At 56.5% G+C, this 25,460-nt stretch carries 27 protein-coding genes; 20 read left to right on the top strand and 7 right to left on the bottom strand.

Translation table 11 applies throughout. From position 1 onward, the window contains the following. Window positions 1-136: 136 nt before the first annotated feature. Window positions 137-577, bottom strand: a complete 441-nt coding sequence (locus ACQZ51_RS12540) for an RbsD/FucU family protein (RefSeq protein WP_448777637.1) — start codon at window positions 575-577, stop codon at window positions 137-139. A gap of 355 nt (window positions 578-932) precedes the next feature. Here ACQZ51_RS12540 and ACQZ51_RS12535 point away from each other — a divergent pair, with 355 nt between their 5' ends. The 14 genes from ACQZ51_RS12535 to ACQZ51_RS12470 all read left to right on the top strand — a co-directional run bounded on the left by ACQZ51_RS12535 (window position 933) and on the right by ACQZ51_RS12470 (window position 16,660). Then, window positions 933-1,994: an ABC transporter ATP-binding protein gene (locus tag ACQZ51_RS12535; RefSeq protein ID WP_448778319.1), complete on the top strand. Its 1,062-nt coding sequence runs from the start codon at window positions 933-935 to the stop codon at window positions 1,992-1,994. A gap of 61 nt (window positions 1,995-2,055) precedes the next feature. Continuing rightward, window positions 2,056-3,717 carry a sugar ABC transporter substrate-binding protein gene (locus ACQZ51_RS12530; RefSeq protein WP_448777635.1) on the top strand — a complete coding sequence of 554 codons (1,662 nt, stop codon included), beginning with the start codon at window positions 2,056-2,058 and terminating at the stop codon, window positions 3,715-3,717. Between the two features lie 89 nt (window positions 3,718-3,806). Next, a complete protein-coding gene (locus ACQZ51_RS12525; protein WP_448777633.1) occupies window positions 3,807-4,916 on the top strand; it encodes a carbohydrate ABC transporter permease in 1,110 nt (369 codons plus the stop codon). Window positions 4,917-4,927: 11 nt separating this feature from the next. After that, a complete protein-coding gene (locus ACQZ51_RS12520) occupies window positions 4,928-5,851 on the top strand; it encodes a carbohydrate ABC transporter permease (RefSeq protein WP_192064589.1) in 924 nt (307 codons plus the stop codon). 8 nt (window positions 5,852-5,859) lie between these two features. Beyond that, window positions 5,860-6,780, top strand: coding sequence for a ribokinase (gene rbsK, locus ACQZ51_RS12515; RefSeq protein ID WP_448777631.1), 921 nt, complete (start codon window positions 5,860-5,862; stop codon window positions 6,778-6,780). Between the two features lie 230 nt (window positions 6,781-7,010). Beyond that, window positions 7,011-7,982: a sugar phosphate isomerase/epimerase family protein gene (locus ACQZ51_RS12510; RefSeq protein ID WP_448778317.1), complete on the top strand. Its 972-nt coding sequence runs from the start codon at window positions 7,011-7,013 to the stop codon at window positions 7,980-7,982. Between the two features lie 90 nt (window positions 7,983-8,072). Then, window positions 8,073-9,137, top strand: coding sequence for a sugar ABC transporter substrate-binding protein (locus ACQZ51_RS12505; RefSeq protein ID WP_448777629.1), 1,065 nt, complete (start codon window positions 8,073-8,075; stop codon window positions 9,135-9,137). Between the two features lie 58 nt (window positions 9,138-9,195). Next, a complete protein-coding gene (locus ACQZ51_RS12500) occupies window positions 9,196-10,722 on the top strand; it encodes a sugar ABC transporter ATP-binding protein (RefSeq protein WP_448777627.1) in 1,527 nt (508 codons plus the stop codon). Between the two features lie 16 nt (window positions 10,723-10,738). Further along, window positions 10,739-11,716, top strand: coding sequence for an ABC transporter permease (locus ACQZ51_RS12495; protein ID WP_042618768.1), 978 nt, complete (start codon window positions 10,739-10,741; stop codon window positions 11,714-11,716). Then, window positions 11,713-12,588, top strand: coding sequence for a MurR/RpiR family transcriptional regulator (locus tag ACQZ51_RS12490; RefSeq protein ID WP_448777625.1), 876 nt, complete (start codon window positions 11,713-11,715; stop codon window positions 12,586-12,588). The genes ACQZ51_RS12495 and ACQZ51_RS12490 overlap by 4 nt, the downstream gene beginning before the upstream one ends. Continuing rightward, window positions 12,585-13,472 carry a ribokinase gene (locus ACQZ51_RS12485; protein ID WP_448777623.1) on the top strand — a complete coding sequence of 296 codons (888 nt, stop codon included), beginning with the start codon at window positions 12,585-12,587 and terminating at the stop codon, window positions 13,470-13,472. Before ACQZ51_RS12490 ends, ACQZ51_RS12485 begins: the two co-directional genes overlap by 4 nt. Window positions 13,473-13,878: 406 nt before the next feature. Next, the gene (locus ACQZ51_RS12480; RefSeq protein WP_448777621.1) at window positions 13,879-14,370 is read left to right on the top strand and encodes a TRAP transporter small permease; all 492 of its coding nucleotides are present in this window, start codon (window positions 13,879-13,881) and stop codon (window positions 14,368-14,370) included. After that, window positions 14,367-15,647, top strand: a complete 1,281-nt coding sequence (locus tag ACQZ51_RS12475; protein ID WP_192064582.1) for a TRAP transporter large permease — start codon at window positions 14,367-14,369, stop codon at window positions 15,645-15,647. The genes ACQZ51_RS12480 and ACQZ51_RS12475 overlap by 4 nt, the downstream gene beginning before the upstream one ends. 32 nt (window positions 15,648-15,679) lie before the next feature. Continuing rightward, window positions 15,680-16,660 (top strand): DctP family TRAP transporter solute-binding subunit, encoded by a 981-nt coding sequence (locus tag ACQZ51_RS12470; RefSeq protein ID WP_448777619.1) that lies wholly within the window; start codon window positions 15,680-15,682, stop codon window positions 16,658-16,660. Between the two features lie 222 nt (window positions 16,661-16,882). On the opposite strand, the gene ACQZ51_RS12465 is transcribed toward ACQZ51_RS12470, so the two are convergent. Then, the gene (locus tag ACQZ51_RS12465; protein WP_192064546.1) at window positions 16,883-17,068 is read right to left on the bottom strand and encodes a hypothetical protein; all 186 of its coding nucleotides are present in this window, start codon (window positions 17,066-17,068) and stop codon (window positions 16,883-16,885) included. Between ACQZ51_RS12465 and ACQZ51_RS12460 the strand changes: the two genes are divergently transcribed. Together ACQZ51_RS12460 and ACQZ51_RS12455 are read left to right on the top strand one after the other, a co-directional pair. After that, a complete protein-coding gene (locus ACQZ51_RS12460) occupies window positions 17,046-17,729 on the top strand; it encodes a GNAT family N-acetyltransferase (RefSeq protein ID WP_448777617.1) in 684 nt (227 codons plus the stop codon). The genes ACQZ51_RS12465 and ACQZ51_RS12460 overlap by 23 nt on opposite strands. 21 nt (window positions 17,730-17,750) lie before the next feature. Continuing rightward, a complete protein-coding gene (locus ACQZ51_RS12455; RefSeq protein WP_448777616.1) occupies window positions 17,751-18,377 on the top strand; it encodes a histidine phosphatase family protein in 627 nt (208 codons plus the stop codon). Window positions 18,378-18,420: 43 nt separating this feature from the next. Here ACQZ51_RS12455 and ACQZ51_RS12450 read toward each other — a convergent pair whose 3' ends face one another. After that, window positions 18,421-18,585 (bottom strand): hypothetical protein, encoded by a 165-nt coding sequence (locus tag ACQZ51_RS12450; RefSeq protein WP_155398925.1) that lies wholly within the window; start codon window positions 18,583-18,585, stop codon window positions 18,421-18,423. 219 nt (window positions 18,586-18,804) lie between these two features. After that, window positions 18,805-19,320: a cupin gene (locus ACQZ51_RS12445; protein ID WP_448777615.1), complete on the bottom strand. Its 516-nt coding sequence runs from the start codon at window positions 19,318-19,320 to the stop codon at window positions 18,805-18,807. Window positions 19,321-19,482: 162 nt separating this feature from the next. Here ACQZ51_RS12445 and ACQZ51_RS12440 point away from each other — a divergent pair, with 162 nt between their 5' ends. Continuing rightward, window positions 19,483-19,791 (top strand): hypothetical protein, encoded by a 309-nt coding sequence (locus ACQZ51_RS12440; RefSeq protein WP_448777614.1) that lies wholly within the window; start codon window positions 19,483-19,485, stop codon window positions 19,789-19,791. 24 nt (window positions 19,792-19,815) lie between these two features. On the opposite strand, the gene ACQZ51_RS12435 is transcribed toward ACQZ51_RS12440, so the two are convergent. Next, window positions 19,816-20,055, bottom strand: coding sequence for a BrnA antitoxin family protein (locus ACQZ51_RS12435; protein WP_448777613.1), 240 nt, complete (start codon window positions 20,053-20,055; stop codon window positions 19,816-19,818). Between the two features lie 256 nt (window positions 20,056-20,311). Here ACQZ51_RS12435 and ACQZ51_RS12430 point away from each other — a divergent pair, with 256 nt between their 5' ends. After that, the gene (locus ACQZ51_RS12430) at window positions 20,312-20,446 is read left to right on the top strand and encodes a hypothetical protein (RefSeq protein WP_448777612.1); all 135 of its coding nucleotides are present in this window, start codon (window positions 20,312-20,314) and stop codon (window positions 20,444-20,446) included. Window positions 20,447-21,415: 969 nt separating this feature from the next. On the opposite strand, the gene ACQZ51_RS12425 is transcribed toward ACQZ51_RS12430, so the two are convergent. Further along, window positions 21,416-22,024: a TetR/AcrR family transcriptional regulator gene (locus ACQZ51_RS12425; RefSeq protein WP_173999187.1), complete on the bottom strand. Its 609-nt coding sequence runs from the start codon at window positions 22,022-22,024 to the stop codon at window positions 21,416-21,418. 110 nt (window positions 22,025-22,134) lie between these two features. Between ACQZ51_RS12425 and ACQZ51_RS12420 the strand changes: the two genes are divergently transcribed. Both ACQZ51_RS12420 and ACQZ51_RS12415 read left to right on the top strand, forming a co-directional pair. Continuing rightward, window positions 22,135-23,346: an MFS transporter gene (locus ACQZ51_RS12420; RefSeq protein WP_448777610.1), complete on the top strand. Its 1,212-nt coding sequence runs from the start codon at window positions 22,135-22,137 to the stop codon at window positions 23,344-23,346. Window positions 23,347-23,792: 446 nt separating this feature from the next. Then, a complete protein-coding gene (locus tag ACQZ51_RS12415; RefSeq protein ID WP_448777608.1) occupies window positions 23,793-24,527 on the top strand; it encodes a hypothetical protein in 735 nt (244 codons plus the stop codon). A 148-nt stretch (window positions 24,528-24,675) separates the two neighbouring features. Here the strand turns inward: ACQZ51_RS12415 and ACQZ51_RS12410 are convergent. Continuing rightward, window positions 24,676-25,460: GGDEF domain-containing protein (locus ACQZ51_RS12410; protein WP_448777606.1), on the bottom strand; the 785-nt coding region annotated here is incomplete at its 5' end.

Below are 25,460 nucleotides of genomic sequence, written 5' to 3'. Positions count from 1 at the left end.
GATGAAACCATGACGGACTGCAACATTCGGCAAGCAGAAAACTGCGCTGGTCTGAAAAGCAAATACACCTACGGCTGGCACATCATCGTGCCAGCTTGATGCGATTATATACCCTTACTCCTCGACCTGACGTCGCTTAGATAACTCCCTTGCTAAAAATGAAGCAGCCATATGGTCCGGGATCTGATGTTCGCACAATCGCGAAGGATTTCTTGGCCGCCTCGTAAAATGCGAAACGCTCCAGTGCCTCAATTGTAACAGGCCGATTTTCAGCCCGATCAACGACATTCTGCATGGCTGCAAAAATCGGAACCTGGCCCTCTGCGTCGCCAACGACCTGCATGCGCTTCACTGGTGCGTCGACGAAAGTGTCCAGCGGGAAGAGCTTCAGGATCGCTTCGGCAGTGCGCTCGAGGCCGCAGCCGGAAACATCGATCAGGCGGCCAAATGTCGTCTGCCGGGCAATGGTTTGGGCCGGGTGGTTGATGTCGCATAAAACCAGCTGATCTCCATGTCCCATCAGCATGAGGGCATGGATCAGCTCAGCGTTGATAATAGGGTCTATCCCTTTGAGCACTGCTTTCTCCTCCCGGGATTGGCAAACGTCTTCTTCACGATTTAACGCGATTTTGTAATGCTGACAATCAGCTCAGAAGAAGAATGCCCCGAACTTGCGCCCCAATCACCTGATTTATCAATCATTGCTGATATGCGCAGCAGTTTGTCCGGTCTAAATTGATGCTTTCAGAAATATCTGGGGCTTTGATGGTGCGCCAGTTTACAACGGTATAAATATATGTGAAGTCTCATGAACGGATGACGTCTTTCCAAGGATACATGTTTGGCAGTGCAGCGAGGAGCTGCACCCGCTGGCGGACAAGGAAGGCGCAATGTCGCGAGGAGTGCGCGGCACCGTGGGAGGAGAAACGCTTTTGGCATCGATGAATATCGTCAATGTCGGAAAGGCCTATGGTAGCCTGACGGTGATCCATGGCGTTTCCGTTGAAATACCCGACGGCGAGTTCGTCGTTCTGGTGGGGCCGTCTGGTTGCGGAAAATCAACGCTGCTGCGCATGGTCGCGGGGCTAGAGCCGATCACGTTCGGAGATATCCAGATCGACGGCAAGGTGGTCAACGACCTGCCACCAAAAGACCGAGACATCGCGATGGTGTTTCAAAGCTACGCGCTTTATCCGCACAAGACCGTTGACGAGAATATGGGTTTCGCACTCAAGATGCGGGGTGAGACCAAGGCTGATATCGATGCTCGTGTCCGCAGAGCGGCCGAGATCCTCGACCTTGTCCCCTATCTCACGCGCTACCCCCGCCAACTTTCTGGCGGTCAGCGCCAGCGTGTTGCCATGGGCCGGGCAATCGTTCGCGATCCCAAGGTGTTCCTGTTCGATGAGCCGCTGTCTAACCTCGATGCCAAGCTGCGCGTGCAGATGCGCGCTGAGATCAAGGAATTGCAGCGGCGCTTAGCCACGACCATGATTTACGTGACGCATGACCAGGTGGAAGCCATGACCATGGCCGACCGCATCGTCGTGCTGCGTGATGGCCGTGTCGAGCAGATCGGTTCACCCCTGACGCTCTATGATAAGCCCGCCAACACCTTCGTTGCCGGGTTCATCGGGTCTCCGTCCATGAACCTCATCAAGGGACACATCCGTAGCGCCGCAGAACCCTATTTCGAGACGGACGACGGCATCCGCCTGCCACTTTCGCGTGTGCCTGAAGGTTTTGACGGCAAATCTGCCTTTTACGGCATCAGGCCTGAGCATTTCACGCTGGGTGGCGCTGTTGAGGCACAGGTTACGGTGGTGGAATCAACCGGCTCGGAAACGCAGATCTTCGCCAAAATCGGGCAGCAGAAGATCATTGGTGTGTTCCGCGACCGGGTGGATGAGCCCGCAGGCGGTACGATCGCGATGACGCCAAATATTGCGCTAGTCCATCTCTTCGATGGAGAAAGCGGGTTGAGGCTGGACTAGAATTTCTGGTCGCCACCGTGAGGAGACGGTGACGACGCCAAATCAACGGGAGGAGAACCGCATGAAAGTCAGCGATTTCGAGAGAATGATGGCGATCGGCCTAAGCCGCCGCGCCATGTTGAAGACAGGCGCAAGCCTTGGTGCCGTAGCGGCTGCGGGCAGTATGCTCGGCCCGTTCGGTGCGGCTTACGCGCAGGACGCATCCTTGCGCACGCAGATTTTGCAGGTGCCGGGTGTCGGTAAGGGCTCCCCAACCGATGCCGATTGGCAAAAAGTCGGCGAGATGTGTCTTGAAGCCACCAAGAAAACCGTCAAGCAAGGCGAATTCGCCGGTGTCGAGCTTTCCTTCATGGGGCTGAACAACCAGAACCTCCACAACGTTCTGTTCCGTGGCTTTCTCAAGCCCTGGGAAGACTACACCGGTGCCAAGATCACATGGATCGATCTGGCGCAGGCCGATTATAACCCACGTCTTCAGCAGGCCATTGCCACCGGCACTGTCGATTTCGACCTTCTTGAAATGGGCGCGCCGTTCGAAGGCGATGTCTGTGGCAGGGGGCTGGCTTCTGAAATGCCGGACTGGGTCAAAACCCAGATCGATATGGATGATTACGTCGATTACCTGAAGGCGCCCGTCGGAACCTGGGATGGCAAGACCTACCGCGTTTCTGTCGATGGCGATTGCCACAACTTCAACTATCGCACGGATTATTTCACCGACCGGGATTTGGCCAAGGCTTGGAGAGATGAAGGCCATAAGGGCGAGTGGGGCGTGCCGAAGACATGGCAGAAGGTCCAGGAAGTTACCAAGTTCCTCAAGGGCAAGAAGATTGGCGGCACAGACGCTATTGGCTATCTCGATTCGCCAAAGGCATGGGGCGGTTTTGGCTTCTACTTCCTCGGCAGCCGCGCAACGGCTTATGCCAAGCACCCGGATGACAAGGCCTGGTTGTTCGACACCGATACGATGAAGCCACGCATCAACAATCCTGCCTGGGTGCGCGCCATTCAGGACGTGATCGACGCATTGCCATCGGAAGCGGGGGATCAGCTCAACGCCGATCCAGGCACGGCGGCATTCCAGCAGTTTTTGGCTGGCACCGGCTCAATGGTTTCTTGGTGGGGTGACGTGGGTGCGGCAGCACGCACCAGCGATACATCCGTTATCGGCGAGACCATCGGCTTTGATATTCTGCCGGGTTCTGATGATGTCTATAACGCTAAGACCGGCAAATGGGACACGCTTGCCAGCGGCCCCAACTATGCGCCGAACATGGCCTATCTCGGCTGGGGCGTCTATGTCATGGCACGGGTCGATAGCGACGAGAAAAAGAAAAAAGCTGCCTGGAGTGCGGCAGCTCATCTTGGCGGCAAGGATATCGCGCTGTGGACCGCTGCCTATCCATCCGGCTTCCAGTGCTATCGCAAGAGCCAGTTCAACATCAAGGAATGGGTTGCAGCGGGCTACGACGAGGCCTTCATCTCGAGCTATCTCGCGTCACAGTCCAACTCCTACAACCACCCCAACGCTGCCATCGAGCCACGCATACCGGGTATTTTCCAGTATTACAGCGTGGCGGAAGATGAACTCGCCAAGGTGTTTGCCGGACAGGCCACGGCACAGGCAGGGGCAGATGCCATTGCCGCTGCCTGGGAAAAGATCACCGACCAGTTGGGCCGAGAAAAGCAGATCGCGCTCTATAAGGCGTCTCTCGGTGTGTGATGCCTGAAACCATTGTCTCAGGCGGCACAATCACGTGCCGCCTGAGCAAAGACCGATTGAAGACGGCTTTCCAGCCTTGAGGTTTGCCCATGTCGCATACGATAACGCCAGCTTTGCAGCCCGTGGGGCAGGCGCCTGTTCAGGCAAGTGCTGCAAAACGCGGCAAGCTTTTGCTGGTGGCCGCTACTATCCTGCTTTTCACCGTGCTCGCTTTGCAGATATCCGACGCTGCGGGCTGGACCGCGTTTGGTCTCGTCAACTGGCAGCCGCTGCTCTATGCTTACATCATCTGGGCAACGTCGCTTTGCGCCGCACAGATATTGATCCGCGGCGAGGCGGGCCAGCGGGCCGCCTTCGTGCTTCCGGCGGTTCTGTTCACCGTCGCCATGGTCGTGTTTCCGACTGTGTTCGGCCTCTACATCGCCTTTACGGATTGGAACCTCAGCGCCGCTGCCGGTCGCCGTTTCAATGGTCTCGACAATCTGCGCACCCTGTTTGCAGACCGGTATTTCTGGAATGCCATGCTAAACATGGTCTTCTATGTTCTGTCGGTTCTGGTGCAATATGCCATCGCGTTTGGATTGGCGCTGCTGCTTAACGCTGAAATCAAGGCGCGCAAATTCTTCCGCGTCGCTTTCCTGCTGCCGCTGATGCTGAGCCCCGTTGCTGTCAGCTGGATGATCGGCAAGTCGTTGATGGAATATCGCTTCGGCCCGGCCGCCACGCTTGCGCGCCATCTGGGCTGGGATAATCCGGCTTTCTTCTCCACGCCGTGGCTCGCGCGTTCTTCGATCATGGCCATGGATGCCTGGGTGTCCATTCCCTTCATGATGATCCTGCTGCTTGCTGGCCTTCAGGCCCTGCCTTCTGAAATCAAGGAAGCCGCGAAGGTGGATGGCGCGTCCGGCTGGCAGAGTTTCAAGGAAATCACCTTTCCGCTCATGCTGCCGGTCAGCATCACCGTCATCATCCTGCGCATCATCTTCCAGCTCAAGCTTGCCGATATCGTCATCAACGTTACCGCTGGTGGGCCAGGTGGGGCGACGGATACCGTGTCGAGCTTTATCTTCCGCGAATATAGAGACCGCTCGAATGTCGGCTATGGCACAATGCTTGCGGAATTCTATCTCGTCATCATCATCATTTTCGTTGCGCTCATCCTCAAAGGGGCGAGCCGGTGGATGCAACGCGACAATTGAGGCTGAAGCTCATGGCAACACAGGTTGAACCATCCACGACACGGCCAAGCCTCTGGTCGCGCCGTCCGCAGTTTTTGACCAGCAGTCTGTTGATCTATGCGGCGCTGGTCTTCTGGGCGTTCGTCTCGCTGTTTCCGATCTACTGGACGATCACCACATCCTTCAAGACGGCTGTGAATGTGACGCAGGGGCACCTCATTCCCTTCGTGGATTTTACACCGGACTGGAAAGGCTGGCGCTCCCTAGGTCTTTCACCGGATACGATTTTTGCCCAATCCACCGTTCGGGATGAATTTATCCGCCGTTTCTACAACAGCATCGTCGCATCCGCTGGGGCGTCGTTCCTTGCAGTGGTCATCGGCTCACTGGCAGCCTACGGCCTCAGCCGTTTTTCTTACAAGTTCCTCTGGATGAAGAACAAGGACATCTCCTTCTTCTTCCTGTCGCAGCTCATCCTGCCCCCGGTCGTTCTGGCCATGCCGTTTCTGGTTCTTTACAAGCACCTGATGCTCCTCGATACGCTGGTCGGATTGATCCTCGTCTATACGCTGATGGTGCTGCCGATCGTTATCTGGATCATGCGCGACCAGTTCGACACGATACCGGTTGAGCTCGAGCAGGCTGCGCTGGTGGATGGCTGCTCCATCTGGGGTGCCTTCATGCGCATCGTTCTGCCCATTGCGCTTCCCGGCATGGTCGCGGCTTTCATTCTTTCCGTCATCCTGTGCTGGAATGAGTATTTCTTCGCAGCCCTTCTGACGAGTTCGAATGCCAAGACCTTGCCGGTCATGGTTGCAAGCCAGACGGGGTCGCAGGGCATCAACTGGTGGTCCATGGCAGCTATTGCCACAGCGGCCATCATGCCGCTAATCCTTGTTGGCGTTTTCCTTGAGCGTTACATTGTGAAGGGCCTCACCGCAGGCGCCGTAAAATGAGGTCTGGTATGAAGTCTGGCGTTTCCATCCTTGGCATTTTTGTTGCTGATACGGCCTATCTCGCGCCGCGTATGCCAGCCATAGGCGAAACCATCACCGGCAGCGGCTTCTCGGTAGGTCCGGGTGGAAAGGGTTCCAATCAAGCGGTTGCCGCAGCACAGGCTGGTGCCGACGTCACGTTCATCTCGAAGATCGGCGAGGATACTTTTGGTGATCTCGCGCTGAAAACTTACGAAAAGGCCGGCGTCCGCACAAAAATCACTGTTCTCGACCACCAGCCGACAGGTGCTGCCTTCATCTACGTCAACGACAAGACGGGTGAAAACGCCATCATCGTCTATCCAGGGGCGGCAGGCCTGATCGATGTTCATGACGTCGAAGAGGCGCGGGACACGATCACGCAGTCAGCAGTCTTCGTCACGCAGCTGGAGCAACCTGCAAGTGCCGCGCAGCTTGCGCTAGAAATTGCCCGTGCCGCAGGCGTCACGACCATTTTCAATCCGGCACCGGCGGAAGCGTTTCCAGACGAGATCTACCGTCTCTGCGATTTCATCATTCCCAACGAAACGGAAGCGGAAACGCTCGTCGGTTTTCCAATCGATACGCTTGATGATGCCAAACGCGCGGGTGACATTTTGCTGTCCCGAGGTGTCGGCGCGGCCATCATCACGCTCGGTGCGCGTGGTGTGTTGTTTCATGCGCCGGAACGGTCCGTGCACGTACCTGCCATTTCATGCGGTCCAGCCATCGATACAACCGGAGCCGGAGACGCCTTCGTTGGTGGTTTTGCAGCCGCACTTTCGCGGGGTACAGACCGGCTAGAGGCCGTGCGGTTCGGATGCGCGACAGCCGGTATTGCCGTGACACGGCGCGGCACGGCTCCTGCAATGCCGACGCTTTCTGAAATCGAGACCGCAATGGCGCGCTGACGTCACCGAAACACGGTGCCGTACTGAAAAGACTGCATTTGCCTGACCATGCGTGACTGCCGCACACCCGGCGGCACGCTTTCGCACGTCTGTAGATTGCGCAACGTTTCAGAAAAAACTGCATCTTCAAGCCAAATTCATGCGATGCGCATCATATTAAGCTTTACAAAAACATTTTAATTTGTGAAGTTGTCTCAACAACGATCGAAGTGAGCAAGACCGTGACCCCATTGAAATTCGCCACCCGACTGAATTCCTTTGCCTCCAAGCCTGCTGCCGAGTGGCCAGATCTTTCCGGCAAGCCGACCATGTTGCAGATGGCAAAACGTGCTGCGAAGGTTGAGGGTCTGACGGATCTCGACCTCAATTATCCTGACCATGTGGCCGATGATCCAGCACTTCTTGCACGGCAGATTGGTGATCTTGGCCTTTCGATCAACGGTTTTGCCATGCGCTATTACACGAACCCGGCTTTCAAGATTGGTGCTTTCACCAATCCAGACGCTGCCGTGCGGCGTGAAGCAATCGATCTGACGAAAAAAGGCATCGACGCCGCACGTGCCGCCGGCAGCAATCTGATGACCTTGTGGTTGGGGCAGGATGGTTTCGATTATGCTTTCCAGGCCGACTACCACACACTTTGGCAATACGAGATTGATGGAATCCGTGAAGTTTGTGCGCATGACCCGGATTGCCTTGTCAGTATCGAATACAAGCCCAACGAGCCGCGTTCCTATAGCCTGATGCCAGATTGTGCGACCACGCTTCTGGCCATCAAGGATGTGGACATGCCCAATCTGGGCGTAACGCTGGACTTCGCCCATGTTCTCTATGCTGACGAACAGCCTGCTTTTGCCGCCGTCCTGATTGCTCGCTACAGCCGCGTGCTTGGCGTGCACCTCAACGATGGTTACGCCAAGCGCGACGATGGCCTCATGGTTGGCGCTGTTCATACCCAGCAGACGATCGAGCTTCTGCGGCAGATCCGCAAGGACGGTTATGATGGCGCCATCTATTTCGACACTTTCCCTGACATGACGGGCCTCGACCCCGTTCACGAATGCGAAGTGAACATTCAGACCGTGAAGCGGATGCTGAAAATCGTTGATCGTATCGAGCAGGATAATCGCCTGTCCGGCGCGGTAGAACGTCAGGACGCTGTCTCAGCCCAGGCGGTCATTCAGGAACTCATGCTCGGCTGAAGCCATACCGCTGACATTCTCGAAATTTGAACCTTTCACCAAAGGCACGCCGAAGGCTTGCCGAAAATCACACCATCCGGGAGGAAACCGATGAAAACCTTTTTGAAAACGACCGTAGCTGCCGGTCTTGCCGCCAGCTTCCTGTTCAGTGCCGCTTTTGCGCAGGAGCTTGCACCGCTCAATTCGGACACGGAAAAGGACCGTATGGACTGGTCGCAGCTTGAAGCCAAGCTTGGCCCATTCCCCAAGCTGCCCGAGGGCACGAAGGCCGGTGCGGTGTCCAAGACGCTGACCAATGAATACTGGCGTTCGCTTGGGCTGGGATACGAAGACTTCGGCAAGAAGCTCAACGTTCCCGTTGCCTATCAGGCTGCTCAGAGCGAGGGTGACCAACTGGGTCAGTTGACGATTGCAGAAGGTATGATCACGCAAGGCTATAACGTGCTGCTCGTATCGCCGCAGACGGATGCCAACCTGCAGCCGGTTATTGAACAGGCGAAGGCTGCCAAGATTCCCGTGGTCAACGTCAATGACGCCGTCATTCCGCAGGCCGAGCATTATGTCGGCAACGTTCAGCGTGACAATGGTGTGCGCGTCGCCAAGTGGTTTATCCAAAACCGTCCAGAAGGCGGCAAAGTGGCCATTGTTGAAGGCCAGGCCGGGGTGTATGCCGCCGTGCAGCGCACCGATGGCTTCAAGTCTGCCATCAGCGAAGGCGGCAAGTTCAAGGTCGTGGCCAGCGTTCCCGGCAACTGGGATCGTCAGACATCGTATGATGCCGCAACCAATATTCTGAACCAGCACCCTGATCTGATTGGCTTTTATGCCAATAATGACGGCATGGCGCTGGGCATTGTCGAAGCCGTCAAAGCCGCCGGGCTTGCGGGCAAGGTCGCGGTTTTCGGCACGGATGGTATCTCTGATGCTTATGCATCGATCAAGGCAGGCGAACTCACCGGCACCGTGGATAGCTTCCCAGTTCTGACAGGTGAAGTCGCACTCGAAACCGCGTTGCGTCTCGTTGCTGGCCAAAAGCTGCCGCGCGTTGTTGCCACACCTCAGGCCCTCATCACCGCAGATAATCTAAGCCGCTATCAGGGCGAGGGCGTCGATGTGCGCGCCGTGCTGATGGAAGATGCCAAGACTGCCAAGTAATGCGTGGTCAGGGGAGGCCGGTTCTGCCGTCCTCCCCGTCAGCCTGAGAGGTGGAACGATGACGCCACGACTGAGATTCGAGACGATTTCCAAGAGTTTTCCCGGCGTCAACGCGCTGACGGATGTCTCCTTTGACGTTGCCCCCGGCGAGATCCACGGACTTCTCGGCGAAAACGGTGCGGGCAAATCCACGCTGTTGCGCATCCTGTCTGGCGTGTTTCGCCCCACATCTGGTACGGTCTTCGTTGATGGAGAGGCGGTTGCCTTCAAGAAGCCGATGGACGCACGCGCTGCCGGTATCGCGATGATCCATCAGGAGCTTCAGCAGGTGCCGCATTTAAGCGTCTCCCAGAACATGTTTCTCGGCCATTCGCTGACCCATATGGGCGGCATGTTCGTGTCCCGTCGTGAGCAGGAAGCCCGCGCTGCGGAAGCCCTGTCGATGATCGACAAAACCATTGATCCGTCCGCGCCGATATCGTCGCTGAAGGTCGCGCAGCGTCAGATCGTGGAAATCGGTCGCGCGCTTCTCGACAAAGCGAAGGTCATCGCCATGGACGAGCCGACCTCAAGCCTCACGCCGAGCGAGTTCGATCGTTTGGCAGAGGTCATCGCCAGCCTGTCGCAAAGCGGCGTTTCCATCATCTATGTTTCACACAAGATGGATGAGGTGTTCCGCATCTGCCAACGCTCCAGCATCATGCGCGATGGCAAGCTGGTGGACATTGTCGATCTTGCCAAGGTCTCGGAAAAGGACGTGATCGCCAAGATGGTCGGTCGCGAATTGATGCAGGAAGAGCATAATTCTTTCGTCACCGACACCGTCAAGCTTGAAGCCAGAAACCTTTTCTCAGCCACCAGAATTCGCGATGTGTCCTTCACCTTGCACAAGGGCGAAGTCCTCGGCATTGCCGGTCTCGTCGGCTCCGGTCGCACGGAACTGTTGCGCCTGCTGGCGGGTGCCGATCGCTTGAGCGCCGGATCGATCAGCATCGACGGCAAGGAGCAGAGCTTTGCCAATCCGCGTGATGCCATTGCCGCCGGCATCGGGCTGGTGCCGGAAGAGCGCAAACGTGAAGGCATCATCCCTCTTCGCCCCGTTGCCACCAACATGGCGCTGGCGTCCCTCGGCAGCTTCTCGTCCGGTGGAATGATCAGCAATTCCAGGCTGCGTGCCACGGCAAAGGATCTGTTGAAGCGCGTCAATCTCCGCCCCTTCCAATTGGATCGCCCGATCCGCCTGTTCAGCGGCGGCAACCAACAGAAGGCCATCATTGCGCGCTGGCTGGCAGCCAAGTCGCAAATTCTGCTGTTTGATGAGCCGACACGCGGGATTGATGTCGGGGCCAAGTCTGAAATCTATCATCTCATTGAAGACCTCGCACGCGAGGGTCATTCGATCATCGTTGTCTCTTCCGAGCTTCCGGAGGTCATACGCCTTTCAGATCGTGTGCTGGTCATGCGCGAAGGGCGGATTGCCGCGACCCTTGAGCGTGATCAACTGAGCGAAAGCGCGATTGTCGCGCATGCCATTCCAGGGGCGAATGCCGACGCGGATGACGCGCGCATTGCGCGGCCCGTGTAAACTGACAGGACAACCCATGACCAGCACTTCCAACGCACCCGCCAACTCCGCCCCGGCCTTCCGCCGCTTCTCGTTTTCGCTGCGCGATGCCGGAACGCTGATCGGTCTTATCGTCATCATGGCAGTATTCGCCGCTCTCGTTCCGGGCTTCCTGTCAGAGAGAAACCTCGTCAATATCCTTCAGCAATCCAGCATCAATGCGTGTCTGGCGCTTGGCATGACGCTGGTCATCATATCAGGCGGTATCGATCTGTCAGTTGGCCCGACGGCTGCAATTTCCGCCGTTGTCACGGCCAGCCTTCTCGTGGCTGGCACGCCTATCCCGCTCGCCATTCTCGCAGGTCTGGGTGTCGGCGTTCTCTGCGGTTTCATCAATGGCGGTCTCGTTGCCTATGTCGGGCTGCAACCCTTCATCGTCACGCTCGGAACGCTCAGCACATACCGCGCCATCGCGCTGATCTATACGGGCGGTAACCCGGTTCTCGGTATCCCCACAGGGTTCCGGTCACTCTTCAACGGCAATCTGTTCGGCATCCCTACACCGGTTCTCATTGTTGCAGTCGTTGCCATCGCCGCCTGGATCTTGCTTAAGAAGACGCCGATTGGCGAATATCTCATGGCTGTCGGTGGCAATGAGGAAGCTGCCTATGTGGCAGGCGTTCCGATAGCGCGCACGAAGATCACGGCCTATGTTATTTCCGGCGGTCTGGCCGCTCTTGCCTCGCTCATCCTCATCGGTCGCCTCGGTGCTGCCGAACCCATTCTTGGCAACCTGTGGGAGCTCGATGCCATCGCAGCGGCGGCCATCGGCGGCGCGTCTTTGATGGGCGGCAAGGGCAGCATTCTCGGTACGATCCTCGGTGCCATCATTCTGGGTGCCATGCGCAATGGTTTGACGTTGATGAATGTTCAGGCCTTCTATCAACTGCTCGCCACTGGCCTTATAATCCTCATCGCCATGATGATTGATCGTGCGACAAGGGGAAGAGAATGAATTCCGAAAGCTTCGACACAAAGGCAGTTGGCCCGCGCATTCGCATGATGATGCCCTTGCTGACGCCCCTCGAAGCGAAGGTTGTTGATACCGTCTTCGCCATGCGCGATTTCAGCGATGAGACATCGCTGAAACAGATTGCGGATGACGCTGGCGTCTCGGAAGCCATGGTGGTCAAGATCACCAAGAAACTCGGCTTTTCAGGCTACCGCGATTTTCGCACAGCCGTGTGCCAGTATAATCGTCAGCCGACTGCGGAAATGCACCAGGACCTCTCCGTCAACGATACGTCGCTAGAGATCGTCCAGAAGGTTTTTCGCACCTCAATCAATGCCTTAGAGGAAACGCTTTCTATTCTGGATATGGAAGCCTTCGACAAGGCAGCCGACCTCATCCACAGGGCAAAGCATCGGGATTTCTACGGCGTCGGCGGATCGGCGCAGATCGCGCGGGATGTCTCTCACAAATTCCTGCGCATCGGCGTTCGTGCATCCGTGTTCGATGATGTGCACATGATGCTGATGTCTGCGGCGCTTCTGACGGAGGGTGATATTGCCATTGGCTTTTCCCACTCCGGCAACACCACCGCCATCATCGAAGCGCTCCAGATTGCAAGGCGCAACGGCGCGCAGACGATTGCGGTTACCAATTACAACTCGTCTGCCTTGGCGCAGGCTGCCGATGTCGTTCTTTGCTCCACAGCGCAGGGTTCGCCCCTGATGGGCGAAAATGCCGCTGCCCGTATCGCTCAACTGAATATTCTCGACGCTGTCTTCATGGCGGTCGCGCAGCGTGACTATGAAGCGGCGGAACGCAATCTTGATCGCACCATGGCCGCCGTCAAATCCAAACGGAAAGATAGACTTTCATGACATCCCCCGCCCACGTCACCGTCTTTGGCAGTCTGCATTACGATATCGCCGTCATGGGCCCATCCCGTCCCCGCAAGGGCGAGACGGTCACCGGCACGTCCTGGCATCCCAAAAGCGGCGGCAAAGGCGGAAATCAGGCCGTGTCTGCGGCCCGCACCGGCATGCCGACTTCGATGATCGGGGCCGTTGCAGACGATGATTTCGGCCGGTTTCTGCTGGCCAATCTGGAACGCAAGGGCGTTAATTATACCCACGTCCGGCGCGATGCCGCCCGATCCACCGGTATGAGCGTCGCCATCTTTGATGATGAAGGCGATTACGGCGCCGTTATCGTCTCCGGCAGCAATCTCACGCTTGGCGAAGACGATGTCGCATCGGCTTCAGATCTCTTGGCAAAGACGTCGCTGCTTGTTCTCCAGAATGAGATACCCGATGCTGCAAACGTCATCGGCGCAAAGGCCGTGAAGCAGGCCGGTGGCCGCGTTCTCATCAACGCCGCACCAGCCAGAATGCTCTCCAGCGATCTTCAGCCGCTCATCGATATCCTCGTCGTTAACGCCATCGAAGCGGAAATGCTCGCAGGCGTTCCCGTGGTGGAAACTCTTGATGGCGCACTGGAAGCCGCGCGCAAACTTGCCAAAGTGTTTCCAGAGGTGGTCGTAACCGCTGGCGGTTCGGGTGTTGCCTATTCCAAACATGATGGACAGGAAATCGCGATAGACGCCGTCAAGGTTAAGGTCGAAAGCACGCATGGCGCTGGCGATGAGTTCATCGGTGTCCTCGCCGCCGAACTTGCATCTGATAAATCCATGAAAGACGCTCTTCTGGCAGCCAATCTCGCCGCCGCCACGCTCGTCAGCACGCCGGAAGCAGACCGGACCTGATAAATCCCTCTGACGCCATCTTCATTGCAAATCGCTCTGCAACGGCATGGCGTTTCCCGCTCCTCGACCAAAGGTCAGATAGAGCGGATGGATGGCGGAAGCCTCTTCTCGAAAATCGCAGTGTTTTCCGGTAGCTCGCTTCCTTGCGTTTTTCGTTAGTAAAATCAGATATTTCACAGATACAGCGACCCGTTAAGTGGCTAGATTTTCTAGCTGCCGTTGAATTCGCAGGCCTCAGAATTTGATCGCTCATCAGGGGGCGACAACCTCAACAACTCACCGCAACTTCTCGCAGCAGACCGCTTGACGCTGTCGAATGTTAACGATAACAATTTCCGACATGTGAGTGGAGTCACTGCTGCTGTCCGATGATGACGCGGCTGGGAGAAATTTTGGGAGGAGTGCCATGGGCCGGCTTTTGTCGTTTCTTTGGACCTGGATTGATATTCTGATGGCGGTGTTGATGCTATCAATGATCACGCTGGTCTTTACCAATGTGGTCATGCGTTATGGCTTTTCATCCGGCCTGCGGGTCTCGGTTGAGCTGTCCCGGCTGGCATTTGTCTGGATCGTCATGATCGGTGCCGTGTCTGCATTGAAGCGGAGCGAACATCTGGGCATGCCGGAAGTCGCCGAGAAGTATTTTCCCCGCGGGCTGCCTTGGCTGAACAGGCTGAGCTGGTTGGTGGTGCTGGGCACCTCCATGATGCTCGTCATTGGTTCGTGGCGGGTTACGGTATCCAATTGGGTCAATATCTCGCCCCTGACCGGTTTGCCGCTGGGTCTCTTCTATCTTTCAGGTGTGGTTTCCGGCGTCGCAATGGTGGTGATTGCAGTCGTGCGTCTCGTCAATCCGGCCTCCGGCCATTTGGCTCGCCATGACGGAGACGTGGCATGACGCTTTTCATTTTCATTACGGTTCTGATCGTCGCCATTCTGCTCGGCATCCCGGTCGCATTTGCGCTGCTTCTGTCGGCTGTGGCGATGATGCTTCAGATGAATCTGTTCAGCGTAGACATCCTGGCGCAGTCGCTCATCAATGGTGTCGACAGTTTCACCCTACTTGCCATTCCTTTCTTTCTTGTCGCAGGCGAAGTCATGTCGCGGGGCGGCCTGTCCGCCCGTATTGTCGGGCTCGCCATGACACTGGTCGGCCATCGCAAGGGGGGGCTTGGCTATGTTGCCATCTTCACCTCCATCGTGCTGGCTGGCCTGTCGGGTTCGGCGGTGGCAGATGCGGCGGCACTTGTCTCCATCCTCTATCCGATGATGAAGAAGGCGGGTTACCCGCAGGAAACCAGTTTGGGCCTGCTTGCGTCTGGCGGTCTTATTGCGCCTGTCATTCCGCCCTCACTGCCGCTTATCCTCATCGGAGTCGCTGGCAACATATCCATCGGCAAGCTGTTGATCGGTGGCATCGTACCCGGCCTGATGATGGGTCTGACGCTGGTTGTCGTGTGGTGGTTCATCGTGCGCAAGGACAAGCTCGTTGTGATGGAAAAGGCGTCCTGGCCTGCGCGGGGCAAAGCGCTCAAGGAGAGTTTCTGGGCCCTGCTCTTGCCGGTCATCATCATCGGTGGCATTCGCAGCGGTGTCTTTACTGCCACGGAAGCGGCGGTGGTTGCAGCCGTCTATGCCATCATCGTGTCGATGTTTATTTATCGCGAGATGAAGTGGATCGATCTCTACCATACGCTGGTCGCTGCAGTTGGCACGACGGCCATGGTGATGTTCTTGGTAGGGGCTGCGATGGTCGTCTCCTGGCTGATCACGGTCGCGCAATTGCCGCAACAGCTCGCCGGGCTGCTGGAACCCTTCCTCGACAGCCCCCGCACATTGATGGCGATCATCATGATCATCGTCTTCATCGTGGGCACGGCCATGGATCTCAGCCCGACTGTGCTGATCCTCGTGCCGCTGTTCATGCCGGTCATCAAGATGGCCGGTATCGATCCGGTCTATTTCGGCCTGATGTTCGTCATCAACTGCTCTATCGGGCTCATCACGCCGCCGGTCGGCACTGTCTTGAACGTGATATGCGGGGTTGGCGGCACCACGATGTCGGCTGCCATGCGGGGGCTTACGCCCTTCCTGATTGCCTATACCGTGCTGCTGGCCCTGTTCGTGATCTTTCCCGAACTCATAACCTATCCGCTTCAGTTCATGTTGAAGTGAAGCATGCGACTTCAAACCTGGGAGGAACCTACATGCAGACATTCTTCAAATCTGTCGGGCTGTGCGCTGCGCTTCTCGTTAGCACCGCGCTGTCAGCCTCTGCCGAGACGCAGCTGAAGCTTGCCCATGCCGCACCGGAGGGCGATCTCCAGCAGACCATGTCGATCTATTTCAAGGAGCAGGTGGAGGCCCGCTCCAAGGGCGCGATCAAGGTCACCATATTTCCGCAAGGACAGCTGGGCAATGATGCCCAGATGATCGATGGCGCGCGGTCCGGCATCGTCGACATCACGATTTCCGGTCTCAACAATTTCACCGGCCTGGTACCGCAGGCTGGCGTATTCGAGCTGCCCTTCATTTTCCCGACGCGTCAGGTGGCCTACAAGGTGCTGGATGGTGAGATCGGCCAGGGCATTTCCGGCCAGTTTACCAAGCATGGCCTGACCGTGCTCGGCTATCCGGAAAACGGCTATCGCAACATCACAAACAATAAGGGCCCGATCCGCCAGCCGGACGATCTGAAGGGCTTGCAGATGCGGGTCAACAACTCGCGTGCATTGAACGATATGTTCGCGCTGCTGGACGCCAATCCGCAGCAGATCCCCGTAGCCGAGCTGTATACCGCGCTTGAAACCGGTGTTGTCGATGCGCAGGATCATCCGATCGGCATCGTCGTCTCGTTCAAGTTCAACGAGGTGCAGAAATATCTGTCGCTCACGCAGCACGCCTATTCGCCGCTTGCCATGGTGATGAACAGCGAGAACCTGAAGGGCATGAGTGCCGACGAGCAGAAGATCATCACCGAGGTGGCGAAAGAAGCCGTGGCCAAGCAGCGCGAGATGAATATTGCCAAGGAAGAAGGCATGATCGCGACGCTCGAGAGCGAGGGCATGAAGGTCAATCGCGATGTGGATGCGGCAGCCTTCCAGGCCGCCGTGCTCCCTGTCTGGGATGGCTTCATCTCGGCAAATGGCGATGCGCTGGTCAACCAGATCGTTGCCGCTTCCAAGTAAGCGCAGCAGTTGAACACATAGCAGGGCGGGGAGGAAAGATCCTTCCCGCCTTTGCTGTCTGGACATCCGGCTCAATGGCCGCTGATGAGTATCCGTGACAGCGGGAGACTGTTACCCTTTCTCGGTCAACGCGACAGACAAGCCACGTTTTGCCAGAAAATATCCCGCGCTGGCACCAACAATTCCACGGCAGCCTGCAAAAATCGCCTACCGCAACATGAATTATGCGCCGTGGTTCGCGTAATATATGCCGAAATTGACTGCCAGCATGATCAGCAACATGGCAGCTGTAGCCGCAATAAAATAAACCATCCGCTTCAGGAAGCTCCACGGCTTGTTCTTGCGGCTGAATGCTGCAAATCCGGCAGCGCCGATTGAAATGCCGATGATGGCAGGCAGTGACATCATTTTATTGTGCCTTCTGGTTGTTGCTTTCGATAGCGGATCAGTCATCCGTGTTTTAGCTATTTCCAAAATTGATCGCAAAAGTCAACATTCCAGGCATGAGACGAATAGACCTTTCCTGCAGATTGAATTTCGACAACGCAATGTGGTATCGGCAGATATGTCGAAGATTAAACTTTCCCGTGTCGTCCCCGCCGATGCACATGCATTGTTCGATGCCAATCGAAGAAGCGCCGCCTATCATTCTCCGTGGGTCAAACCTTTCATTGATCAAGACGGGTTCGATGCCTGGTATGGCAAAATGCTGACTGGCCCCAACATCGGATACGTTGTTCGAGAGGCCGAAACCGAGATGATTGTTGGTGTCGTTCATCTAAGCGAGATCGTCTGGGGCGTGTTTCGAAGTGCATATTTGAGCTATTACGGCACCGTGGACTTCTCCCGCAAAGGCTTCATGGCCGAGGGCGTAGCGCAGGTCTGCGGTCAGGCGTTCGATGAACTCGGCCTGCACCGGCTTGAAGCTAACATCCAGCCCGCAAACACCGCATCTCTGGCTTTGATCAAACGGGTCGGCTTCCATAAGGAGGGGTATTCTCCCCGATATCTGAAAATAGATGGCGAATGGCGGGACCACGAGCGGTGGGCCTTGCTGGCCGACACCTGAACATGATCGGCGAGATTATTGATGAGAAGTCTGTTCGTAGTCACCCACACCCAATCCCTCCACCACATCGAGAAAAAGGTGGGTGGCTGGTACGATACCGGCCTAACCGAAAAGGGTCGAAAGGACGCCGCGGCAATCGCTCTGGCCTTGGCGCATAAGGTCGCAGATGAGGAGGTAGAAATATATTCCTCTGACCTCCAGCGCGCCTCCCAAACCGGCGACGCCATCGCAAGCCGCTTCGGGCAAACGGTCACAACGACCAAAGCGTTACGAGAGATCAGCTATGGCGTAGCCGAAGGCAGGCCGCAGGAATGGCTGGATGCGCGCTATATACCGGCACCGGATAATGACCGGCTGGATCATCGTGGAAACATCGAGGAAGCCGAGTCTCGACGAGATGTTGCGCACCGGGTCTATCCGTTCATGGAAGCGATGTTGAAACGTGAGTGCCAAACGCAGATCATCGTCACCCACGGCTTCACCTTCAGCCTCGTCATCGCAGCCTGGATGCAGATACCTGTCGGAGCGTGTGGCTTTATGAGTTTCGCCGCACCCAGCGGCAGCATCACGCATCTGCGTCAGGACGATTTCTTTCGCAATCGCGCAATGATCAATCTGGCCGATGTCTCTCACCTGACAGAAAGCTGAAAGCGGTCGCCTCCGCACCCAGCAATCCTGCACCGCCTCCCGCCTACGTCGCCTGTCCAAGGTCTTTCAGCAAAGCCTCAATTTCCTGCGAAACAGGCACATCAGGCGGGCGGTCCAGCTTGGCCCTCTGGCGGTAGGATGGGCTCTTCACGTACCAGTCGATCAAGGCAGATGCCACTTCCACCGCTCTTTCGTCGGTTTTGCTCACGTCGTTTTCCTCACACCAGGCGGTGTGAAAACGGTCAATTTCTTCAAGGTCTTGAGAAGAAAGCAGGGGAAGAGCAGCGTTATCAACGCGAGGATCCATTTTGCACCGCATATGAGAAACTAAGCCAGTCGAAAACAACAAGCCTGATCGCTGTTTGTTCCGTCAGCCCATCACCCATCTTCGTGATAGCACCGTGCAAACCCTTTATTTGCAAGCCCATCAGCGCCGCATCGCGCTCCCAGCCGTCTCCTGCCACAGCGCGTTCAAACCACCAGATGAAGCCAGAACAGGATCGCTGTCTGGCCTGGGCAGCTCCGCAATCGTGGCCAGCATCGCCGCTGTCGGCGCAGCGCGCTGAATATCGGCACTTTGTCCGGGCGGATAGGCGCCAACAACCTGAAACTCTGGCGAGCTCTCAATGTTGCGATGCCCCGTTCCGGCAGGCAGTATCAGGCAGTCCCCCTGGCTAACATCCAGCACGGGCCCATCCGGCCCGCCGATTTGAAGCTTGGCACCCCCACGCCCAATGCCCAGAACCTCATGCGCATGGCTGTGATAGTGGTGATAATCAAAAACGCCGTTGCGCCAAATGCCCGTCCACCCGCAGGCAGCAAAGACAGCCTCAAAGTCAGCAGAGCCACCCGCCAAATCAATCTGCCGATAGATAATCACGGGAAAGTTCGGGTTGTTCGGCACCCAGTCGCTTTCGGGCAGCATAAAATGTTCAGTCCGCATGTCGCATCCTCACCCATCGGCCTTCGCAACGGCATCGCCTGCATCAGATAACCATCAAAGCGTGATGCGGTTCGACCACATGTAAAATGAAATGAAAGCCATCGCGAATTTCCGCCCCACCCAGGGTTGACGTATCAGGCGCGACTGGCATTTTCATGAAGCATGAGCCAGACGACAGATATAATTGGCGAACTTGTTCGAGATGCCAACCGCATGGAGCGCGTAGATGCGTCCCATAAACGCCACATGCTGCAGCGCGCCGTGGCAACGATAGAAGATTTGCGCGAAGCCGCAGGCATACCCAAAGGCCCCGGCCACGATACCCTTGCAGATATCAAGACAACGGCATCAGCGGCAAAACAGGGCTTGGCTGATGATGCGCAGCTACGGGAAACGTTTCTGCTGGCCGCCGGAATGATCCGAGACCTGCACATCGTCCTGGATAGCGGCACAAAGGTTTCCCTCGTCTAAAACCAGAAACGACGTGCCGCCGCCTCAAGCCTCCTTGTCGTCTGCCGCCAACAAAGTGGCCCGCAGAACATCGTTCATCCGCTCCTGCCAGCCGGGGCCATCTTCTTGAAAATGCGCCAGAACATCGCTGTCGATCTTTAAGCTCACCAGTTCCTTGGTCCCGGGAATAGCCCGTTTCTCCACGGCAGGTGCCGCGACCTTCTTTGGCGCAGAAAACAAGGCTTCGGCGGCGTCTCGTGGGTTTAGCGGTCTGCGGGGTGCCATGGGGTACTTTCTCGGTAGATGATGATGCGATCACTCGACGGATTATTTGTAATGACCGGCGTCCTGCCAATCATTCTATGGTGATCCAGATCGGTTGTCGATTCGGGCCTAATGTGGCCAGTATGTTTTTCGTTACGTTATCGTGCCTTTGTTCGGACGCTCGGTCATTCCGTTGAGCGTCAATTAGGCAAACTGGTATGATTCAGCTTTGGGGCAAGACCCCATCTCGCGAGCTTTAAGTACAGAGCCAAGAAACATGAGGCATGTGTTGGGCGCGGATATGCGCATGCAGGTGCGCAAGAACCGCTCTGAAGGAAGCAACCTGCTTGGCGTCTATTACGCACAGACCGGTGCCCATTTCAAAAAAACGTGGGTGGATCGCCCGGATTGAGGTGCAGGTTGAGGTCATGGGAATGACCATGCAACAAAAAGACGTCGTAAAGCTATCAGCCGGACGTTCAATATCGGCAAATATGGCCACGACGAAGCGAGACGACTGGCGGAAGAAGAGCGAATCCGCACGGTCCTTGCGGTTGAGAACGGCGACGAACCCGCTCTTCTCAGTCCCGACGCGCTCGCGCTCTATCGAAAATTGAGCAACACTGAAGACTGATAGTAGAAGCTACTATTTCTTGCTCGTCTTGGCGTCCAGGCGTTTGCCATCCGCTCGCAACTCACCTTTCGGTCAGACAAATCGATAAAGCGAATGCGCGTTATACCGAGCTCAGCGCAAAGATCGGCCACCTTGGTTTCGGACTGTCCCCGCGTTCTCCGTCTGATCCGCTTACCGTATATCTGTACCCTCTTTATGTTCTGGGGGTCATCATGCGTGCATCGGCACGGGAGGCCTGCTGCGAGTGCCCTCCAGAACAGAGACCGTTCGCCGAACTCGGCCTAAATCTGCTCGGAAGGCCGGAAAACCAGGCGTTTCCGGTTATCCAAGGTGAACGACAGACTGATTTGCGACTCAAGATCAACAACCACCGATAATTGGTACGGCTCAAATGCATTCGGCACCTTTGGCTCAAAAGAATATGCAACCGCTACTATTGCCGATTCGGTGGTTGTCTTCATCAACGGTTGCGTCTTGATTGAAAAAAAATATTTGGAGCTGCCAACCTCGAATTGGTTCCGTGCCACTGCTTCCTCTCAAGCACCACCTGCGCGACCCCGGTTGCTGAGAGAACGAAATTGATAAACCAGCGGGCGCCGTGAAGCGAAAAGCTTTTATATTTCAGTATTATAAAAGCTGACACCACTGGATCTCGGTTCGATTCCCATCAAGAGCTTAGCTAAACACAATTGGTTTGCAGTCGCCCCGAAGCAGTCATCCAGTACCGCCCCTTTGCCCAGGCCACTCTCACGTCGCCATGTGCCGATCCCATATCTGCATCAATGCTGTCACAGCTTCGTTGATATCGCCGCCATCAGCACCGTCCCGTGCTTCAAATGCGATACCCATCAGGAAGGTATGAAACAGGGTCGCCAACCCACGTACATTCGTGGTGCTGACAAGCTCTCCTCCATCGACTGCACGCCTGATGCAGGTTTCGATGCCCGCACGATTTCGCATCCGGTCGGCTGCGAGCACATCATCTACGTGACGATTTTCGGGCGCACAGTTGTTGGCCCCCAGGAGCATTAAGCATCCTGGCGGATGCGTCTTGTCGGTTTGCATCCTTGCGGAAAGCCTCAGAGCCGTCTCGATAGCTTCGCGTGGTGGCAGAGCCTCATTCTTTAGGCTTGCAGTTACGCGCCCGTAGGAGGCCTGATAGCGCAGGACGACCTCGTCGAAGAGGGCTTCCTTAGACCCGAAGGCCGCATAAAAACTTGCCGGAGAAATGTCTCCCATCGCGGCTTTCAGTTGATTGAGAGAGGTCGGCTCATAGCCCTGCTCCCAGAATAGGATCATCGCGGCATCCAGTGCCTTGTCTCTGTCAAACGCCCTTGGCCGCCCAGTTCGAGCCATATCGTGCCTCCGTGATTGATTCTGTACTATTCGATCCAGAATATCTTGCCAAGGGTGCTTGATGTCGATATCTGTATCGTCCGATCCATATATCGAGGTCCATGAAATCAATGAAAACTACCGAATCTGAAAAGGACACCCAACGATTGCCTGTTGCTGGGTTGCTGGCACTGGCGATGACTGGCTTTATTTGTATTCTTACAGAGACCCTACCCGCGGGGCTTCTGCCGCAGATCACTGAGGGTTTAGCCGTTTCTCCATCCCTTGCTGGCCAGATGGTGACTGTCTACGCCCTCGGTTCGCTGCTCGCGGCGATTCCTTTGACCATTGCCACAAGCAGTTGGCGGCGCAGGACAGTCCTGCTGTCCACCATCATTGGGTTTCTGATCTTCAACACTGTGACTGCGATTTCGTCCAACTACACACTCACATTGCTCGCACGTTTCTTTGCTGGCGTTGCCGCTGGTTTGGCTTGGAGCCTTTTGGCAGGCTATGCACGACGCATGGTCCCTGCACATCAACAGGGGAAGGCGATGGCGATCGCTATGGTAGGAACGCCGATCGCGCTGTCGCTTGGCGTGCCGATGGGGACATGGCTTGGTGCGCAGGTCGGCTGGCGAGCCGCCTTTTGGATCATGTCGATATTGACATTGATCCTGATCGGCTGGGTCATAATGAAAGTGCCGGACTATCCAGGCCAGAAGAAGGGCGATCGACTGCCCCTGCTTCGGGTATTTTCTACCCCCGGCGTTCGATCGGTCCTTTCCGTTGTCGTTGCATGGATGCTCGCTCACAACATTCTTTACACCTATATCGCACCCTTCGTTCAGTCGGCCGGGATGCGGGATCGGGTCGACCTTGTTCTCCTGGTATTTGGATTGGCCGCGCTCATCGGCATCTGGATGGCGGGAAAGCTGGTCGACCGTCACCTGCGAGCAACCGTGCTGACCAGTCTAGCCGTCTTTGCACTGGTATCCCTGCTTTTCGGGATCGTTTCGATGTTGCCTTGGGTGGTATATGGTGGCGTTGCCATTTGGGGCCTGACATTCGGCGGCGCCGCAACGCTCTTGCAAACCGCCCTGGCCGACACCGCGGGTGATGGTGCGGACGTTGCACTGTCGATGAACGTCGTCGCCTGGAATGGCGCCATCGCAGGTGGCGGAATCATTGGCGGTATCCTTTTGGATGCGTATGGGCCCACGGCGTTTCCCTGGGCGCTGACCGTTTTGCTGATCATCGCCCTTCTGATCGCTTGGTCCGGGCGGGTGCGCGGATTTACTCCAGGTGCACGGACCTCCAACGCAAAGGTGGGGGGCCACTGACGCTTCACGAAGACATGGATCGGTCCTATCGTTGCAGCGATGGGGCCGACACGACCGCGACCGAAATGCGGAGCCATGTCTCCCATTGGCGCGTAGTAACAACGGGTCAGCGGTTCGATTCCGTTCAAGGCGAATGCACTATTGGATGCCAAATCGTTGAACATCAGAGCACAGCAGTACCCCTGAATGACTAAAAGCGCAGTCTGTGAAGACCACGCCTAGCCAAATTCCGTTTAGACTCTCCAAGTGCCATGGTAAGGCCATGGGCTCGCAACACCATTGTGCCACCACTCAGCGAGTAGCTATGTTATAGGGAAAACAGACTCGCATTGCAAGGGGAAGCAAGTGTCCAGCATCACCAAGCGGCATGTGCCGACATCACAGCTACTGGGTGAATACCTGACATTCGTCCCCACCCCGCACAGGTGGATCACTTCAAGGCTGATATGCGCACCCTCAACCCCACCCTGTTGCGCGATAGTATCCGCGAAGGGGTTCAGGTCCAAGCTCTACAGCAGATACCCATACCTGAGCAGAGGCTGGTGATCCACAGGATCTATACCCGCAAGGTGAAAGAGTTTTCGTCGATCTATCCCTTCGTGTTCGCGGTGGAGAACGCTCTGCGCTCGGTGCTTGCCGATTATTTAGAAGAACGCTTCGGGCGGATGGACTGGTGGACGCTAATCCGCAATGCTCGGCAGAACGGCCAGACCTATACTGCCTTTCCCAACATTCTAGGTACGCCCGTCAATCCAGCTTTCGTGAAAGCTGTCTGGCGAGTTTTCGACAATATGGTCAATCAGCAGCATATCAACAATGCTACCGGAAACAACAAAACCGACGAGTTCTACTATTGCCTTACCCTGGGTGACCTCTGGTCGATTATGCAGGCGGATTGGCCCCTGATCCGCGACATGTTCGCCACGGACTCTGTCCTCGGCTTCAGTTTCACGAAAACCATGTTTAACGACACGATGCGCGTCATCAAGGAGACACGCAACGAGCTGTTTCACAGCAACCCGATTAAGGACCGCAAAAAGATCGTCGACTCCTGTGAGCGGATCCTGAACGGACTGCAGTTCCACCTCGGCGACTATGATCATGATCTTGGGGTCGCGCAATATGTGCGCGTGCCGGCGACCGTCGCCAGGGCGCAGCGCCACGTCATTCCGGCGCGCTAACAGACGGATGCGTTCCCGTCTTGCGCCGGAGGCGTAGCTTAAAGCGGAGGGCCTTAATTGCGTTTGGATACAGTGGTTTGTTCGGACAAGCCCGGCACACCGGTTCATATCCTTTCAAGGCACTCTCGTGCAAAAGCGCTACATTGAATCAGGACGCCCCCGTCGCCACTACCCGCAACTGATGATGCAAGGGATCGGCTCGGGGGTGCTGCTGCAATTCGTTTGGCCGTGCGGTCTCAACGCGATTCCGCCCAAGGGCTTTCGCGCGGTACAGCGCGCCATCGGCGCTTGCAAGCATCTCAGCGAGGTCGTGGCAGTCTGGTGCCGCAAGGCCGATACTGACGGTGGCCTGGGTTTTCAGGCCCTCTGCCCGCGCGGTTGCATTGGCGAACCGGCTTGCGATCGCGAAGCCGCGACTGAGAGCTTGGGAATGGTCGCACCGTGGCAGAAGCGCAGCGAATTCCTCACCGCCCAGCCGGACAATAAGCGCGTCGGGCCCCGCTTCTTCGCGGGCGGTTTCGGCGAACAGCTGCAAAACTTTATCTCCGGTTGGATGTCCATGACGGTCGTTGATCGCCTTGAAGTGGTCGAGGTCGAAGGCGAGCAGTGAGACGGGGTCACCATGCCGCTCCCGGAGGATCCGAGATGCCTGCTCAAAAAAGGCGTGACGGTTTGCAAGCCCGGTCAACTGATCGGTTTGTGACATCCGGAGCAGGTGGAGCTTTTCCTCCTCTCGAATAATCATCAGAAAGGACATCGGCATCGCTACCGAGTACAAGACGGCCTCGTACATCGTCGCCTTCCCGACGATGGAGATAACATCTTGCCCGTACTGTTGAAGGAGAACAGGGGCAATGAACGCTCGGCCAAGGTAGAACACGGCATGGAAGGCCGAGACCGCTACTGCGATCGGACGTGAGCGCAATCGTAGAA

The sequence above is a fragment of the Agrobacterium sp. CG674 genome (assembly GCF_053521645.1).
Note: the sequence above shows the minus strand (reverse complement) of the source record. Positions and strands in the feature narration are given on the sequence as shown.

What these genes read in the sequence shown, in the direction of transcription:
- ACQZ51_RS12530 (WP_448777635.1), top strand. Translation starts at nt 2,056, where the DNA reads ATGAAAGTCAGCGATTTCGAGAGAATGATGGCGATCGGCCTAAGCCGC.
- ACQZ51_RS12525 (WP_448777633.1), top strand. Translation starts at nt 3,807, where the DNA reads ATGTCGCATACGATAACGCCAGCTTTGCAGCCCGTGGGGCAGGCGCCT.
- ACQZ51_RS12520 (WP_192064589.1), top strand. Translation starts at nt 4,928, where the DNA reads ATGGCAACACAGGTTGAACCATCCACGACACGGCCAAGCCTCTGGTCG.
- rbsK (WP_448777631.1), top strand. Translation starts at nt 5,860, where the DNA reads ATGAAGTCTGGCGTTTCCATCCTTGGCATTTTTGTTGCTGATACGGCC.
- ACQZ51_RS12505 (WP_448777629.1), top strand. Translation starts at nt 8,073, where the DNA reads ATGAAAACCTTTTTGAAAACGACCGTAGCTGCCGGTCTTGCCGCCAGC.
- ACQZ51_RS12500 (WP_448777627.1), top strand. Translation starts at nt 9,196, where the DNA reads ATGACGCCACGACTGAGATTCGAGACGATTTCCAAGAGTTTTCCCGGC.
- ACQZ51_RS12495 (WP_042618768.1), top strand. Translation starts at nt 10,739, where the DNA reads ATGACCAGCACTTCCAACGCACCCGCCAACTCCGCCCCGGCCTTCCGC.
- ACQZ51_RS12490 (WP_448777625.1), top strand. Translation starts at nt 11,713, where the DNA reads ATGAATTCCGAAAGCTTCGACACAAAGGCAGTTGGCCCGCGCATTCGC.
- ACQZ51_RS12485 (WP_448777623.1), top strand. Translation starts at nt 12,585, where the DNA reads ATGACATCCCCCGCCCACGTCACCGTCTTTGGCAGTCTGCATTACGAT.
- ACQZ51_RS12480 (WP_448777621.1), top strand. Translation starts at nt 13,879, where the DNA reads ATGGGCCGGCTTTTGTCGTTTCTTTGGACCTGGATTGATATTCTGATG.
- ACQZ51_RS12475 (WP_192064582.1), top strand. Translation starts at nt 14,367, where the DNA reads ATGACGCTTTTCATTTTCATTACGGTTCTGATCGTCGCCATTCTGCTC.
- ACQZ51_RS12470 (WP_448777619.1), top strand. Translation starts at nt 15,680, where the DNA reads ATGCAGACATTCTTCAAATCTGTCGGGCTGTGCGCTGCGCTTCTCGTT.
- ACQZ51_RS12460 (WP_448777617.1), top strand. Translation starts at nt 17,046, where the DNA reads ATGATGGCAGGCAGTGACATCATTTTATTGTGCCTTCTGGTTGTTGCT.
- ACQZ51_RS12465 (WP_192064546.1), bottom strand. Translation starts at nt 17,068, where the DNA reads ATGATGTCACTGCCTGCCATCATCGGCATTTCAATCGGCGCTGCCGGA.
- ACQZ51_RS12455 (WP_448777616.1), top strand. Translation starts at nt 17,751, where the DNA reads ATGAGAAGTCTGTTCGTAGTCACCCACACCCAATCCCTCCACCACATC.
- ACQZ51_RS12445 (WP_448777615.1), bottom strand. Translation starts at nt 19,320, where the DNA reads ATGCGGACTGAACATTTTATGCTGCCCGAAAGCGACTGGGTGCCGAAC.
- ACQZ51_RS12440 (WP_448777614.1), top strand. Translation starts at nt 19,483, where the DNA reads ATGAGCCAGACGACAGATATAATTGGCGAACTTGTTCGAGATGCCAAC.
- ACQZ51_RS12435 (WP_448777613.1), bottom strand. Translation starts at nt 20,055, where the DNA reads ATGGCACCCCGCAGACCGCTAAACCCACGAGACGCCGCCGAAGCCTTG.
- ACQZ51_RS12430 (WP_448777612.1), top strand. Translation starts at nt 20,312, where the DNA reads ATGAGGCATGTGTTGGGCGCGGATATGCGCATGCAGGTGCGCAAGAAC.
- ACQZ51_RS12425 (WP_173999187.1), bottom strand. Translation starts at nt 22,024, where the DNA reads ATGGCTCGAACTGGGCGGCCAAGGGCGTTTGACAGAGACAAGGCACTG.
- ACQZ51_RS12420 (WP_448777610.1), top strand. Translation starts at nt 22,135, where the DNA reads ATGAAAACTACCGAATCTGAAAAGGACACCCAACGATTGCCTGTTGCT.
- ACQZ51_RS12415 (WP_448777608.1), top strand. Translation starts at nt 23,793, where the DNA reads ATGCGCACCCTCAACCCCACCCTGTTGCGCGATAGTATCCGCGAAGGG.